Annotated in this window: 11 protein-coding genes and 1 tRNA gene; 7 read left to right on the forward strand and 5 right to left on the reverse strand. The window is 71.4% G+C overall.

Annotated elements, in window-relative coordinates:
- Positions 1 to 30: 30 nt before the first annotated feature.
- Genes POL67_RS50440 through POL67_RS50450 form a run of 3 tightly spaced genes read right to left on the reverse strand, consistent with a single transcriptional unit; the run spans position 31 to position 1987 of the window.
- On the reverse strand, positions 31 to 279 hold the full coding sequence (locus POL67_RS50440; RefSeq protein WP_271929736.1) for a YXWGXW repeat-containing protein: 249 nt from the start codon (positions 277 to 279) through the stop codon (positions 31 to 33).
- Entirely contained in the window at positions 276 to 1001 is a 726-nt protein-coding gene (locus POL67_RS50445) for a CPBP family intramembrane glutamic endopeptidase (protein WP_136926846.1), read from the reverse strand. Before POL67_RS50445 ends, POL67_RS50440 begins: the two co-directional genes overlap by 4 nt.
- Positions 1001 to 1987 carry a decaprenyl-phosphate phosphoribosyltransferase gene (locus tag POL67_RS50450; protein WP_271929740.1) on the reverse strand — a complete coding sequence of 329 codons (987 nt, stop codon included), beginning with the start codon at positions 1985 to 1987 and terminating at the stop codon, positions 1001 to 1003. The genes POL67_RS50445 and POL67_RS50450 overlap by 1 nt, the downstream gene beginning before the upstream one ends.
- A gap of 251 nt (positions 1988 to 2238) precedes the next feature.
- Here POL67_RS50450 and POL67_RS50455 point away from each other — a divergent pair, with 251 nt between their 5' ends.
- The 3 genes from POL67_RS50455 to POL67_RS50465 are packed head-to-tail and all read left to right on the forward strand — an operon-like array spanning position 2239 to position 6586.
- A complete protein-coding gene (locus tag POL67_RS50455; RefSeq protein ID WP_271929741.1) occupies positions 2239 to 3204 on the forward strand; it encodes an AAA family ATPase in 966 nt (321 codons plus the stop codon).
- An 11-nt stretch (positions 3205 to 3215) separates the two neighbouring features.
- Positions 3216 to 4418: a DUF58 domain-containing protein gene (locus POL67_RS50460; protein ID WP_271929742.1), complete on the forward strand. Its 1203-nt coding sequence runs from the start codon at positions 3216 to 3218 to the stop codon at positions 4416 to 4418.
- Positions 4415 to 6586, forward strand: a complete 2172-nt coding sequence (locus tag POL67_RS50465; protein WP_271929745.1) for a transglutaminase TgpA family protein — start codon at positions 4415 to 4417, stop codon at positions 6584 to 6586. Before POL67_RS50460 ends, POL67_RS50465 begins: the two co-directional genes overlap by 4 nt.
- A 13-nt stretch (positions 6587 to 6599) precedes the next feature.
- Here POL67_RS50465 and POL67_RS50470 read toward each other — a convergent pair whose 3' ends face one another.
- Positions 6600 to 8504 (reverse strand): hypothetical protein, encoded by a 1905-nt coding sequence (locus tag POL67_RS50470; protein WP_271929748.1) that lies wholly within the window; start codon positions 8502 to 8504, stop codon positions 6600 to 6602.
- A 152-nt stretch (positions 8505 to 8656) separates the two neighbouring features.
- Here POL67_RS50470 and POL67_RS50475 point away from each other — a divergent pair, with 152 nt between their 5' ends.
- The 4 genes from POL67_RS50475 to POL67_RS50490 are packed head-to-tail and all read left to right on the forward strand — an operon-like array spanning position 8657 to position 13356.
- Positions 8657 to 10042 (forward strand): DUF4388 domain-containing protein, encoded by a 1386-nt coding sequence (locus tag POL67_RS50475; RefSeq protein ID WP_271929751.1) that lies wholly within the window; start codon positions 8657 to 8659, stop codon positions 10040 to 10042.
- A 4-nt stretch (positions 10043 to 10046) separates the two neighbouring features.
- Positions 10047 to 10487, forward strand: coding sequence for a chemotaxis protein CheW (locus POL67_RS50480; protein ID WP_271929754.1), 441 nt, complete (start codon positions 10047 to 10049; stop codon positions 10485 to 10487).
- Complete coding sequence (locus tag POL67_RS50485; RefSeq protein ID WP_271929756.1) at positions 10484 to 11308, forward strand: methyl-accepting chemotaxis protein; 825 nt, start codon at positions 10484 to 10486, stop codon at positions 11306 to 11308. The genes POL67_RS50480 and POL67_RS50485 overlap by 4 nt, the downstream gene beginning before the upstream one ends.
- Positions 11305 to 13356, forward strand: a complete 2052-nt coding sequence (locus POL67_RS50490; protein ID WP_271929758.1) for an ATP-binding protein — start codon at positions 11305 to 11307, stop codon at positions 13354 to 13356. Before POL67_RS50485 ends, POL67_RS50490 begins: the two co-directional genes overlap by 4 nt.
- A gap of 32 nt (positions 13357 to 13388) precedes the next feature.
- Here the strand turns inward: POL67_RS50490 and POL67_RS50495 are convergent.
- A tRNA-Ser gene (locus tag POL67_RS50495) sits at positions 13389 to 13478 on the reverse strand.
- Positions 13479 to 13620 lie beyond the last annotated feature (142 nt).

Here is a 13620-nt window from a genome sequence, read left to right on the forward strand (position 1 = left end):
TCGTGTCGAAGCAACCCATCGCGGCCGCTGCTAGCCGTCAGGGTTTTGCGTGGCGGGCCGTGGGGACTCCCACCGCCCTGGAATCCATACGTATTGGACGCCGTCGTCGTGCCAGGCGCCCGGAATCCAAAGCATGTTCGGCGCAGGCGGCGCCGTCTTGACCTCCGGCAGGGGCGGAGGCGCGCCCTGCCCCCGCGCAGGGGTCTCGGGTGTGCCGGCGACACACGCCGCGAGAAACGTGCTCAAGAGGAGGGCGAGCGAGCGGGCTGTTCGATTCATCCGTGAAGCACCATCGCCCACACGTCGTAGAGGGCGTGCGTCCAGACCGCAGGCGCGAAGCCGCGGAATACGTAGATCGCCGTGAGGACCAGGCCGCAGACGGCGCGGAAGACGAACGATTGGACGTCCCACGAATCGCCGAGCGACCCCACGTAATGCCAGGCCGAGAACGCGACCGCCGCGACGCCGGCCCAGAGGAGCGTGAGCACGAGGCGACGGATCCCCGGGCCGAAGATCGCCTTCACCACGAGCGCGCCGAGGCCGAAGATCCCAGCGCGGAAGGCGATCTCCTCGTAGAAGCCGGCGCCCATCGACATGACGACGCCCGAGAAGACGCCGCGCGTCTCGACGCTCGGCCCGAGCGTGAGCGAACCGACGATGTACGAGGCGGCGAACCGCATGAGGATCGCGTAGAGCGTGCCTTCGAGGGCGATGAGCGCGAAGCGCTTGCCTTCGAGCGCGCGCTTCTGCCCCGTGGCGGCGAGGACGACGACGAACGCGATGCCGATCGCGACCGTGAGCCCCGCATACGTGGGCAGGCTGTTTTTCGCGAGCGCCGAGAGCTCGGCGGTGACGGGATCGGCGGCGTTCCGCACGGGGAGGAAGACGACGCCGAGGTGGTAGAGGAGAAAGATGGGGAGCGTCAGGCCGAGGTCGGTCCAGGCGTCGCTTTTCTCCGGGACTTTTCCCGGTTCTTCCTTCGCCTTCGCCTCGTCCGCCATCAGGAGGGCCTCAGCCGGTAGACGATGAACACGACCTCGGCGACCCAGATCATGATGTTCATCATGAAGGGGACGTCGCGCAGGATCTCCTGCGTGGGGCTCTCCGCCTTGGGGCGGCTCACGACGAGCTGGAGGAACCGCACGACGCCGAAGAGCGGGTGAATCGTCGTGGCCCAGAGCCAGGGGTTCTGGAAGAAGCGCTGCGTGTCGTGGTCGAGCGTGTACGCGAGGTACGTGGCGATCGTGGCGACGCCCGTCGCCGCGAGCGCGATGGTGAGCGCGCGCGGCGAGTAGGCCTCGAGCGCGGCGCGCTGCTTGCCGGCGTTCGCCGCCGAGGCGAGCTCGTGGCGGCGCTTGCCGAAGCCGAGGAAAAGCGCGAGGAGCGCGGTGCACCCGACCATGAAGCCGGAGATCGGCGTGTTCGTCGCGAAGCCGCCGGCGAGGACGCGGAGCACGAAGCCGAGGGCGATGAGGCCGACGTCGACGTACGCGATCTTCTTCAGGCCGAAGGAGTAAGCGACGTTCTGCGCGAAGTACGCGAGCGCGACGATGAAGAACTTGATCGGCCCGAGCAGCGCGCCGCCGAGCGCGGTGAGGACGAGCGCGACCGCCATCGTCTTGGCCACCGAGACCGGGACCTGGCCGCTCGCGATCGGCCGGAAGCGCTTCACCGGATGCACCCGGTCGGCCTTGGCGTCCACGATGTCGTTCATCGTGTAGACCGCGCCGGCGAGAAGGCAAAACACGCCGAACGCGCCGATCGCGCTCTTGATGATCGACGGGTGCGTGAGGTGCTTGGCAAAGACGACCGGCGCCAGGACGAAGAGGTTCTTCACCCACTGGCTCGGTCGGACCGTGCGGATCATCCCGCGGACGCGCCAGAAGGCGCTGCCCTGTTTCGAAGGCGGGATGAGCGGTGTCGGCTCCGAGAGCGGCGCGCTCGTCCCCGGTAACTCCAGGGCGGCGCCGCCCGGAGCCGGGGTCAAGGCGAGCGCGTCGGCCTCCGCGGAGGAGGCGTTCCGACGCTCGTCGTCATCGTTTGAAGGGGCCCGAGAAGGACCGGGGACGGCCACGACGGCGGAGCATACATGCGGCCCGGGGGTCGGGCCACACGAGTGCGGAAAGGAAGCCCGGCGGGGGGCGAGAGCCGGGAAGGACCGACGCCTCGGTACCCCGCGCTTCAGAAATCAGGAGGTTACCGCAGGCGTCGGCGATGATCGTGCTAGCATCAGCCCCAATGACGTCGGCGCTCTCGATCGCGCGGGAAACGACGCCCGTGCTCCAGGAGCTCCGCTCCGCGGTGGAGCAGGCCCTCGAAGGAAAGCCGGAAGCCGTCGAGCTCGCGCTCATCGCGCTGCTCGGGCGCGGCCATGTGCTGATCGAGGACGTGCCCGGCGTCGGCAAGACGACGCTGGCGCGCGCCCTCGCAAAGGCCGTGGGCGGCGAGCTCCGGCGTGTGCAGTTCACGAGCGACCTTTTGCCGAGCGACGTGCTCGGCGTGAGCGTCTTCGATCAGCGCACCGGGCAGTTCGTCTTCCGGCAAGGCCCGATCTTCGCGAACATCCTGCTCGCCGACGAGATCAACCGCGCGAGCCCGCGGACGCAGTCGGCGATGCTCGAAGCGATGAACGAGGGGCAGGTGTCGGTCGACGGCGTGACGACGCCGCTTCCCGATCCGTTCTTCGTGCTCGCCACGCAAAACCCGCAGGACTTCGCAGGCACGTTCCCGCTGCCGGAGTCGCAGCTCGACCGGTTCATGGTGCGCATCCGGCTCGGTTATCCGCCGCCGCACGTGGAGATGCGCCTCCTGCTCCAGAGCGGCGACGGGGACCGGATCAAGGCCGTGCCGCAGGTGCTCGAACCTTCGGCGCTCGTCGCGCTCCAGCGCGAGGTGGATCGGGTGGAGCTCGACGCGTCGCTCGCGACGTACCTGCAGGCCGTGCTGTCGGCGACGCGCGCGAGCCCGACGCTCTCGCTCGGCGCCTCGCCCCGCGCCGGAATGAACCTCGCCCGCGCCGCGCGGAGCCGCGCCGTGCTCCACGGGCGAACCTACTGCATCGCCGACGACATCCACGACCTCGCGGTACCCGTGCTCGCACACCGGATCCGCCTCGCCGCGCACGCCGAGGGCTACATGCCAAGCCGCGACGAGTGCGAGAACGCAGTGCGAGACATCGTCGCGCGGGTGCCGGTCCCGCTCTGAGCGAGGCGCGCATGGTGGCGGACCGGAGGCAGGCCGAGTCGCTCGCCGTTCGAGGCGACAAACCGCCCCGGGACAGCCGTGTCACGAGGCCGGAAGCAACGCCGCTGCCGACCGTGCCCGGCCCGCTCGCGCCGCTGCCCGGCGCCCCGGCAGCAACGCCGCCGCGCGCGGACAACGCCCTCACGCGGTTCTGGCGCTCGTTTTTCAGCTTCAAGATGCCGCGGCGGCTGAAGTTCACCCGCGAAGGAAAATACTTCGTGGGCATCACGCTCGGCGTGGGCTTCGCGGCGATCAACACGGGCAACAACCTGCTGTACCTGCTGCTCGGGATGCTCCTCTCGCTGATGGTCGTGTCGAGCGTGATGAGCGAGCTGTCGCTGCGGACGCTGACCGTGACGCGAAGGCTGCCGACGCGAGCGCAGGTGGGCCGGGCGCACCTCGTGGAGATCGAGGTCTACAACCACAAGAAGCGGATCCCCTCGTACGCGATCGAGGTCGAGGATCTGCGCGCCGGGCAACCCGCGGACAAACGCTGCTTCTTCCTGAAGATCAGCCCATCGAGCGCGCAAGTCGCCGCCTACCGGCGCACGCCCGCGCGCCGCGGCCGCGATCGGCACACGGGCTTCCGCATCGCGACGCGTTTTCCCTTTGGGCTCTTCGAAAAATCCCGCGAGGTCACGGCCGACGGGGAGCTCGTGATCTATCCGGCCGTCGATCCGGTGCGCCTCCCGCCCGAGGATCGGGGACGCGCGCTGGGCGGCGTGGGCACGGCGGGGCGCGGGACGAGCGACGAGACGTACGCGCTCCGGCCGATGCGCGAGGGTGACGATCCGCGTGACATCTACTGGCGGAAGAGCGCGATCACGAACCAGATGGTGCTGCGCGAGCGTGCGCGCGAGACGCGGCCCGACGTGCGGCTCGTGATCGACGTGGTGCGGCCGAAGGGCTCGGGCGACGTGTTCGCGCAGCAGTTCGAGAAGCGGATCCGCGAGGTGGCCTCGCGCGCCGTGGCCCACATCAAGCGCGGCGACGGCGTCGTGGTGGCGACGAACCTCGGCGAGGAGGCGCGCGGCGACAGGAACATCGGATCCGATCGGATCCTCCGGTTCCTCGCGCTGCTCGACGCCGTCGACGAGGAGCGGGTGCAGGAGATCCAGGAGCGCCGCGGGCTCGCGCGGGGCGGGCCTTCGCGGACGAGCGGAGGGCACGCATGAGGTTCGGGCTCGTTCACCGGGTGATGACCGACGCGCTCGCGGTGCTCGGCATCCTCGCGCTCCTCGCGAGCGGGCAGTTCGGGCCCTGGGTGAGCGGCTCGCTCATCGGCGGGCTCGTCATCGCGCTTCTGATCCGCGACGTATGGGAGAAGTACCCGGCGCTCAAGCATTTCGACGCGATCACGCTGATCGGCGTGCTCGCGCTGCAGATCGGGCGGCTGCTCTTCGACCCGAACGCGAACGTGCTCGACGTGGTGATCGAGTTCGCCGCGGCGCTGCAGATCATCCGGCTCGCGACGCGCAAGGGCGCGGCGCACGACCAGCAGGTGATCGTGCTCGCGCTCTTGCACCTGATCTCGGGCACGGTGCTCGGCGGGGGCCTCGGCTACGGGCTCTGCTTCCTCGGCGTGATCATCGTGGCGCCGGGCGCACTCGTGCTGAGCCACCTCCGGCGCGAGGTCGAGGGCAACTACCGGCAAGGCGCGCGTGATCGCACGGGCCTGCCCGTCGACGTGCCGCGCATCCTGCGCTCGCGCCGCGTCGTGGGTCGCACGTTCCTCGGCGTGACGTGCCTGCTCTCGGTGCCGATCTTCGTGTTCACGGCACTGCTCTTCGTGCTCTTCCCGCGCGTCGGGCTCTCGCTCCTGCTCCTGAACCGCGGGCACTCCGGCCGCGTGATCGGGTTCTCGGGCCGCGTCGACCTCGGCGAGGTGGGCGTGCTCCGCAGCGACCCGACGCTCGTCATGCGCATCGAGATGCCGAACCTGCCGGATCCGCCGCCCGCGCGAATCCCGCTGCACCTGCGCGGCGCCGCGCTCGACGCGTACGACGGCCGCACGTGGACGCAGAGCGAGTCGTGGAAGCGCGCGGCGGAGAACGAGGCGGGCATCGTCCCGATCGACGACCGCTGGCCCGACTCCGCGCTCGATCCGGTGATGCGGATCGACCTCGAGCCGATCGACCCGCCCGTGATGTTCCTGCCGCCCTACGCCTCGGGCCTGCGGCTGCGGACACGCGCGACGGTGGCGCCCGAGCCGCAAGCGATGGCCTTCAAGGGCCCCGAGGGCGAGCTCCGCTACCAGCCCATCGACGACCGCGGCATCAAGTACGACGTCTTCCTCTCGCGCAAGAAGACCCCGTCCTTCCGCAAGCTGCCGAGCGGCGAGCGCTGGAAGTACCTCACGCTGCCGCGGAACATGTCGGTGCGGATCCGCGAGCTCGCCGCAGAGTGGACGAAGGAGTCCACGACCTCGCTCGAACGAGCCCGCGCGATCGAAAATCATTTGAGGACGGACTATCGGTACGACCTCGCCTCGCCGTCCGGCAAGGACCCGCAGCCGCTCGACCACTTCCTGTTCGAGTCAAAGCGCGGGCACTGCGAGTTTTACTCGACCGCGATGGCCATCATGCTGCGCACGCTCGACGTGCCGACGCGCAACGTGACGGGCTTCGTCGGCGGCAGCTACAACCGCTTCGGCCGGTTCTACGCCGTGCGCCAGGGCGACGCGCACTCGTGGGTCGAGGCGTGGATCGACGAATACGGCTGGCTCACCTTCGACCCGACCCCGCCCGCCGACGCCGCGCCGAAGAGCGAGATCGTCGGCGTGTGGGCCTACCTGCGCGACCTGATCGAAGCGACGAGCCAGCGCTGGGATCGGCACGTGGTGAGCTACGATCTGAGCCAGCAGGTGGGGCTCTTGAACAGCCTCACGTCGCGGTATCGCCGCGGCGGATCGAAGGGCACGGACGGGCCGCGGGGCCGCGCGGGCCTCCTGGTCGTGGCGGCGATCGTCGCGACGGCCGGTGGCGCGGCGCTCTGGATGCGACGAAAGAAACAACGCGCGGCGGCGGCCTCACGCGCGGCGGATCCTCGCTCGGCGAGCGCGGTGCTCGCGACGGCGCTGTACGAGTCGCTCGACGCGGCGATGGGCGCGCGGGGCGTGGGCCGTTCGCCGAGCGTACCGCCGCTCCGGCATGCGCAGGCGCTCGTGTCGATGTCGCATCCGCTCGCGGAGGAGGTCCTCGAGCTCACCGAGATCTACATCGCAGCGCGGTTCGGAGGCGTGACGATTTCCGACGAGGATCGGCGGAGCTTCGAGCGGCGCGTGAAGTCGATCCGTCAGCCGGAACGGCCGAGCCAGCAGGCCATGACGTTGCCCGCGTCCTGAGGGAGTCGCCCTGTCAGGGCGCGCGTGACGCCGAGATCCCCGGCCGGCGCGGCGCGCGCGCGTTCGCGGCGACCATCATCGCCTTCGCCAGGATCACGTGCTTGATCGAGGCGCCCGTCAGGCCTGCCTCGCCCGGCGCAAGACGGCCGACCTGGTCGAGGAACGCTTGTGCCGCGTCGTGCTCGCCGAGCATCGAGAGCACCGCGCTCTGATCCCGCAAGGTCCCCGCCACCACCGTCGACGTCGCCGTGTCCGGCACGATCGGCGCGGCGATCGCGGCCATCACGCGCTGGATCGGCTGGAGTGAGGCGGTCGTCGAGAGCTTGCGGTCCGAAGGCCCGAGCGGCTGCGGCGCATACTCCAGCCAGCATCCGTCCACCGTGAGGTGCGAGACGAGCCGCCGCGGCCAGCTCCGCTCGATCTCCGCGTGCAGCGGCCGCACGTCGGCGAGCTTGGAGAGCGCGTACTCGCTCGGCTGCCCGGAGATCGCGTAGTCCCGGAGGAGCGGCTCGATCTCCGGCTCCACCGCGAGCAGGCTGAGCGCCACGCGCCCGCGGTGCAGGAGCCGCTCGGGGACGATCAGCACATCGGGCCGCTCGCCGCGCAGGAGCCGCGCCGCCCAGAGCCGGAACGCGAGCGCCGGCGAGCGCACGAGGATCGCCGAGCTTGGCTCCAGCCGGCCGAGCGCGCCGTCCGTCCACTCCTCGGCCGCGAGCAGCTTGCCACGATCCGCAACGTATCCGGCCTCCTCCGAGGAGAGCGCGACGAGCGTCACGTGAAAAACCACGACGAGCACCGCGCCGCTCTTCGCCATCGGCAGGCGCAGATCGAGCAGCTTGCGCGCCACCGCGCAGACGCCGAGCGCCGAGCACACGGCGAGCGCGGCCACGGCGAGCGCGCGGACCGGCGTCATCGGATCGGCGTACAGCGCGGCGAACGCACGCGCCGGGATCAGCGTATCGAACGCGACGAACGCGACGAGCGGCGCGACGAGCCCACGCGCGCCGGGCACGAGGAGCGAGACGACGGCCCCGCCGAGCGCGATCAGCAGCGATGCCACGCCGACCTCGCGCGCCCACGCCGTGAGGCTCGAGAGCCGCGGCCCGGCCACGTCGAAGCCCGTCAGATCCGCGGCCGAGAGCGCGCGACCGACGTCGGCGAACGCCCGCGGCGCGAGCGGCCGGACCACGAGCGGCACGAGCAAAAGGAGCGCGACGGCCGCCATCGACGCGAACGAGATAGCGACGAGCTTGCGCGACGGGATCGGCGAGGGCTCGATCCCCGCCATGTTGCCGAACGGGAGCCGCTCGGCGATTGGCGTCGCGAGCACGGCAAGGACCGCAGCGAACGCGGCCGGCGGGCTCTCTGCGAGGGTCGCGCCCGCGAGCGCGCCGAAGAGCACGGCGCCGCGCACCGCGAGGGCGCCTTCCGCGCGCAACGCCGAGGTCCCCGCGAGCAGCGTCCCCAGCGCGAGCGCGACAGCGATCATCGCGCCGCCGCCGACGGTCGCCTCGCGTTGAAAGACCGGCGAGAGCGCAGCCGTCAGCGTCCCGAGCGCCGCGAGCGCCGAGGCGAGCGTCGGCCCGGCGCCGAGCGCCCGCAAGAGCCGCCGCGCGAGGCCAAAGAGCAGGATCGACGCGACGCCCAGCGCGATCGCCCCACCGAGCGCAGCCCGAAAGGTCCGGGGGCCGAGCGGAAGCAGGCCGAGCGCCTGCGTCAGCGGCGTCGACGCGCCACCTCCGATGCCGACCGCGAGCAGCCCGAGGTCACGCAGCGCTGGTAGATCGTCTCTCCACTGCCCACTGCCCGCGGCCCTCGTGAGCGCGAGCCCGAACGGTAGCGCCACGGCCACGAAACGCAGGGCGCGCTCGTGCCAAGCGAGGCGGGTCTCGGCGGGCGCGGGGGACGAACGAGGCATCGGCACGGGGTCTCTCGTGCCAGGGACCACTGGAGACGGCCAAGTTTCGGGCCGCCGCGCCCCGCTTCGACCGCCCGTTCGGCGGAGCGGTACGATTTACGGTTTTCGCTGCGCGAATCTCCGTCGGCCCGAGTTAGGCTTGCGCCGCCCACATGGCAAGCGCGGCGCGTGTCCTGGTCATCGACGACAGCCCGACCATTCTGAAGGTCGTCAGCGCCATCCTGGCCCGCAACGGCTACGAGCCTACCACCGCCCGCGACGGCGTGGCGGGGCTCGAGCTCATCCGCAAAGGCCCGAAGTTCGACCTCGTCCTGCTCGACTTCGTGATGCCGCGGATGAACGGCTACCAGTTCTGCCGCGAGCTCCGGTCGGACGCGACGCACCGCACCTTGCCCGTCGTGCTGATGAGCGCCAAGGGCGACAAGATCCGCGGCACGTTCGTCCAGCAAACGGGCGCCGTCGACGCGATCACGAAACCCTTCGACGCGCGCGCGCTCGTCACCGTGGTCGAGGGCGCGCTCGCCAAGACCGCCGAGGGCCGCTCGCCGCGCCCCGTCCCCGAGGGCCAGAAGATGCCCGAGGAGGAGGTGCTGCCGGTCGAGAGCATGCGCCCGAGCATGCACATCCGGCACGCGCGGCAGCGCGCCAGCGTGGAGTTCGCGCAGCAGGTCGCGAACGCCGTCGTGCCTGCGATCCTCGCCATCTCGCCCGAGGATCGCGCGAGCGAGGCCTCCGTCATGGCCGCCGTCGCGCGCGCGATGACGCCCGACATCCTCGCGGCGCTCTCGCTCACGGTGAAGGACCTCGACCCGGGCGACGGCGTGCGCGAGGCGATGAGCGGTGACCTCTCGGTCGTGGCGCTCGCCGAGATCCTCCAGGTGCTCGGCATGCAGCGCCAGACGGGCGTCCTGCACGTCACGAACAACCGCACCTCGATCACGATCTCCATGCGGCAGGGGCAGATCGATTTCGTGCAGTCGCGCGGCGCCACCGAAGAGTACCGCCTCGGCCGCTACTTCCTGGAGAAGGGCGCGCTCTCGCGTGACCAGCTCGATACGCTCCTCGCCGATCTCCGCGGCTCGAACAAGCTGCTCGGCGAAGAGGTCGTGGCCCGCGGCATCGTCACGCGCGAGGAGCTCGTCGACATCCTGACCAAGCAGTCGAGCGAGCTCATCTACGACATGCTCCGCTGGCCGTACGGGCGCTTCTCCTTCACGAAGGAGCCGTTCCGCCCCGAGGCCGACATGGCGAAGCTCACCCTCGGCGTGAGCGCGCTCGTCCTCGAAGGCTTCCGCCGCGTCGACGAGTGGCGGCTCATGGAGGGCACGATCCACTTCGATCAGGTGCCCGTGATCGATCAGTTTGCGCTCGAAGGACTTTCGCCCGGCCAGCTCGCGCGGCCCGAGCGGCTCGTGCTCGACGCAGTGAACGGGCAGCGCACGGTGAGCGAGGTCGTCAAGGAGAGCACCGTCGGCTCCTTCGACGCGGTGAAGATCATCTACCAGTTCTTGCAATCGCGCGTCCTTCGCACGAGGTAGGCGTGTGCGACGCGGGGGCGTGCTCGTGAGGGTCTCGGTCGCGAAGGACGGACGCTTCGTGCTCGTGCCGGCGGAGGTCGTGCGCGGCGTCTTCGTGCTCCCCTCGATCACGCCCGTCGAGGGCCTGCGCAAGCCTGCCGCGGGCGTCGGGCTCGCGAACGGCGAGGTCGTCACGGTCCTCTGCATCGACGAGGAAGGGCTCTCGCCGTCGTCGCAGAACGAACGCACGACGGCCGTCCTCTGCGACCTCGGCGGCGAGCCCGTCGCCATCGTGGGCCGCGCGATCGAGTCGTCGGGGCTCTTCGAAGAGGCGCGAGACGGGTTCGTGCGCGCGGGCGAGACGGACGCCGCGATCCTCGATGTCGCGGCCCTCCGTCGCGAGGCCGAGGAGGCAATCTGGACGGCGCGCACGGCGGTGCTTCGTTCGCCGCAGGCGGCGTCGTGAGCGCGCCGCGCAGGCGGAGGTGGATCGACGTGCTCCGGCGCGCGGCCGAGCCCGCGAGCGCGCCCGAGACGCCTGCGGACGTCGACACGGCGCTCTGGTCGGCGCACGGCGAAGCGCAACGCGCCGTGACCGAGGCGGCCGAGGGCGCGCCGCGCCTGATGGAAGCTGTCACGCGGCAACGCGCCTCGATCGAGGGCGTCTCCGAGCGCGCCGGCGCGATGGCCGCGCACGCCGATGGCCTCACGCTCGCGGCCACGCGTGTCGCCGATCTGTTCGAGCGCCTCAGCGTGATCGCGCTGAACGCGGGCCTCGAAGGCGCGCGCACGCCGGAGCCCCAAGGCAAGGCGCTGCTCCTGGTCTCCGAGGAGATCCGCACGCACGCCGCGCGCGGGGCCGAGGCCACGCGTGATCTCGTCGCGGTCGTCGAGGAGATGGCCGCCGAGACGAGCCTGCTCCGCGGCGAGCTCACAAACGTCCTCATGGCCGCCGACGAGACGGGCGGATCCGCGCGCACGCTCGGCGACGCCGCTGTCCGCGCGGGCCTCGCGCTCGGCGACGTCGAGAAGCACCTGCGCCGCGCCACGGGCATCGATCCCGAGGTCGCGCGGGCCGTCGCGCTCGCGGCCGAGCATGCGCGTGGCCTCCTCTCGGCGCTCTCCACGCTCCGCGCCACCACCCCTGCGCGCCCGCTCCTGCTCGGCGCGCTCCGCCCTGTGCTCGCGCCTCTCTCGCGCTTGCTCGGCGAACTCGGGGACGAAGGTCGTGCAGGGGAAGCCTCGCCCGGATCGCCGCAGGGCGACGACGGTGGGGCTTCGCCGTGACGGCGGATCGCGAGATCACCCGCCTCCTCCTCGAAGAGATCCAGCGCCACGCCCCTGCGCTCGACGGCGACGCGCTCGACGACGCCCCGCGCCGCGCGATCCACGCGCTGAAAGGATCGGCCGGCCTCGCGGGCGAGCGCGCGCTCTTCGACTCCCTCGCGCGGCTCGAACGACGCCTCGTCGACGGCGACGCCACTGCCCTCGTCGACGCGCGTGCGGTCCTCTCCATCGCGGGCGACGCCCTCGCTGCGGGCCGCCCCATCCCGGCGCCTGCATGGCCCGAGCCTCCGTGGGATCTCCGCGGACGCCCGGCGCCGCCCGAAAAACGCGCGCGTTATGCGGCGGAAATGAGCGATCGCCTCGCGCGGGTCGACGAGCTCCTCGCGGGTGAGCTCCCCGAGCCGCACGCCATCGCCGGCATCTTCCGCGAGGTGCACGCCATGAAGGCCGCCGCGCTCGCGGCCGGCGACGACGCCACCGCGTGGTTTTGCCATGGCCTCGAAGATCGCGCGCGCGACGCGAGCCGCAGCGACGTCGAGGCGCGCCGGGCCATCGGCGAAATCGCGCGCTGGCGGGGCCTGCTCGGCGAGCTCGTCGCCGCGCCCGATCGTGCGGTCGAAGTCCTCCGCCGCCTCGCGTACGGCGCTCGTTCGAGCTCGCAGCCCCCGCCCTCCTACAGCACGCCCGATCAGCCTCCGCACAGCACCCCCGAGCCCTCGCTCGATCCTCGCGCCGCGCGCCTCTCCGGCGACACCCTCCGCGTCTCCACCGCCGCTCTCGATCGCCTCCTCGATCGTGTCCGCTCCCTCGAACGCGCCGAATCCGCCATCGCCGCGGCCGGCCGTGAGCTCGGCGTCCTTGCCACCCGCGCGCGTCGCGTCCGCAGCTCCCTCGCCGAGACCCGCGGCCCGCACGACGCCCTCCCTCGCCGCGCGAAACGCCTCCGCAAGGCCACCGCTGCCGTCGCGGCTCTCTCCGACGCCCTCGACGCCGAGGCTGCCACGCTCCTCGGCATCGCCGAGCGCTCGCGCTTCGAGGCGGCCTCCGCGCACGCCGACATCGCGCTCATGCGCACCACCACCGTCGCGACCCTCTTCGATCGTGTCGTCTCCGCGGCGATCGCGCAGGCCCGCAGGCTCGGCCGTGACGTCCGTGTCCTCGCGCGCGGCGGCGAAACCCTCATCGATCGCCGTGTCGCCGAGGGCCTCTTCGACCCGCTCCTCCAGCTCGTCCAGAACGCCATCGTCCACGGCATCGAGCCCGAGATCACGCGCGCGCATCACGGCAAACCTCCCGCCGGCCGCGTCGAGATCTCCGCCGAGCAGCGCGGCGCCGCGCTCCGCATCGTCGTGCGGGATGACGGCGCCGGCGTCGACATCGAGCGCGTGCGTTCACGTGCCGTCTCGCGTGGCGCCATCGCCTCGGCGCGTGCTGTCACGGCCGATCACAAAGCGCTCCTCGGCCTCCTCTTCGTCCCGGGCTTCACCTTGCGCGAGAACGTCGACCTCCTCGCGGGCCGTGGCCTCGGCCTTGGCCTCGTGCGTGAGTCCGTGCGCCGCCTCGGCGGCACCGTGCGCCTCGCGAGCCGACCTTCCGAAGGCCTCACGGCCACCCTCGACGTCCCGCTCGAGCGCGGCCTCGTGCGTGTCCTGTGGGTCCGCGCGGGCGAGGACGTCTATGCGATCCCGGCGCGCCTCGTTCGACGCATCGCCTTTGGCGCCGACCTCCCGAACATGCTCGCGTTTCCGCTCGCGGCTTGCGTGCGTGGGCTCGGCGCGCTCGAGACCGGCGAGGCGCTTGGCCCCGACGATGGACCTTCGTACCTCCTCGAGCTCGATCCGGGCCGCGAGGACGAGCCTTCCTTCTTCGTCTCGGTCACGTCCGTCGGCGAGATCGAGGAGGCCTCGTTGCATGCGGCTCCGCCGCTCGTCGCGCTCGCGGGCCCGTACAACGGCGCGATCGTGCGAGGCGACACCGTGCGCTTGTGCCTCGACGTCCACGCGCTGGCGGAGCTCGTGTACCTGGTGCAGGGACGGCGCGCGCCCTGACGCGCTCTTCGTTCCTGCTTCCTGTTCGTGGCTGGCGGAGAGAGAGGGATTCGAACCCTCGGATCAGTTTCCCGATCGCACGCTTAGCAAGCGTGTGCCTTAAGCCACTCGGCCATCTCTCCAGCCTCCAGACGACGAGCCCATCGGCCGTGACCGTTTGGTCGTACGGCCTTGGACGCGCGCCCAAAGCGCCACCGAGGTAGCACGGCTCTTCCTCCCGAGCCAACCCCAAACGGGAAGGCCGGCGCGTTTCCCGGTGCTTTT

Origin of the sequence: Polyangium mundeleinium, from assembly GCF_028369105.1 — a bacterium.
Lineage (GTDB): Bacteria > Myxococcota_A > Polyangia > Polyangiales > Polyangiaceae > Polyangium > Polyangium mundeleinium.

Coding starts and splice junctions, on each gene's coding strand:
- POL67_RS50460 (WP_271929742.1), top strand. CDS start 3,216: ATGGTGGCGGACCGGAGGCAGGCCGAGTCGCTCGCCGTTCGAGGCGAC.
- POL67_RS50470 (WP_271929748.1), bottom strand. CDS start 8,504: ATGCCTCGTTCGTCCCCCGCGCCCGCCGAGACCCGCCTCGCTTGGCAC.
- POL67_RS50440 (WP_271929736.1), bottom strand. CDS start 279: ATGAATCGAACAGCCCGCTCGCTCGCCCTCCTCTTGAGCACGTTTCTC.
- POL67_RS50445 (WP_136926846.1), bottom strand. CDS start 1,001: ATGGCGGACGAGGCGAAGGCGAAGGAAGAACCGGGAAAAGTCCCGGAG.
- POL67_RS50455 (WP_271929741.1), top strand. CDS start 2,239: ATGACGTCGGCGCTCTCGATCGCGCGGGAAACGACGCCCGTGCTCCAG.
- POL67_RS50465 (WP_271929745.1), top strand. CDS start 4,415: ATGAGGTTCGGGCTCGTTCACCGGGTGATGACCGACGCGCTCGCGGTG.
- POL67_RS50475 (WP_271929751.1), top strand. CDS start 8,657: ATGGCAAGCGCGGCGCGTGTCCTGGTCATCGACGACAGCCCGACCATT.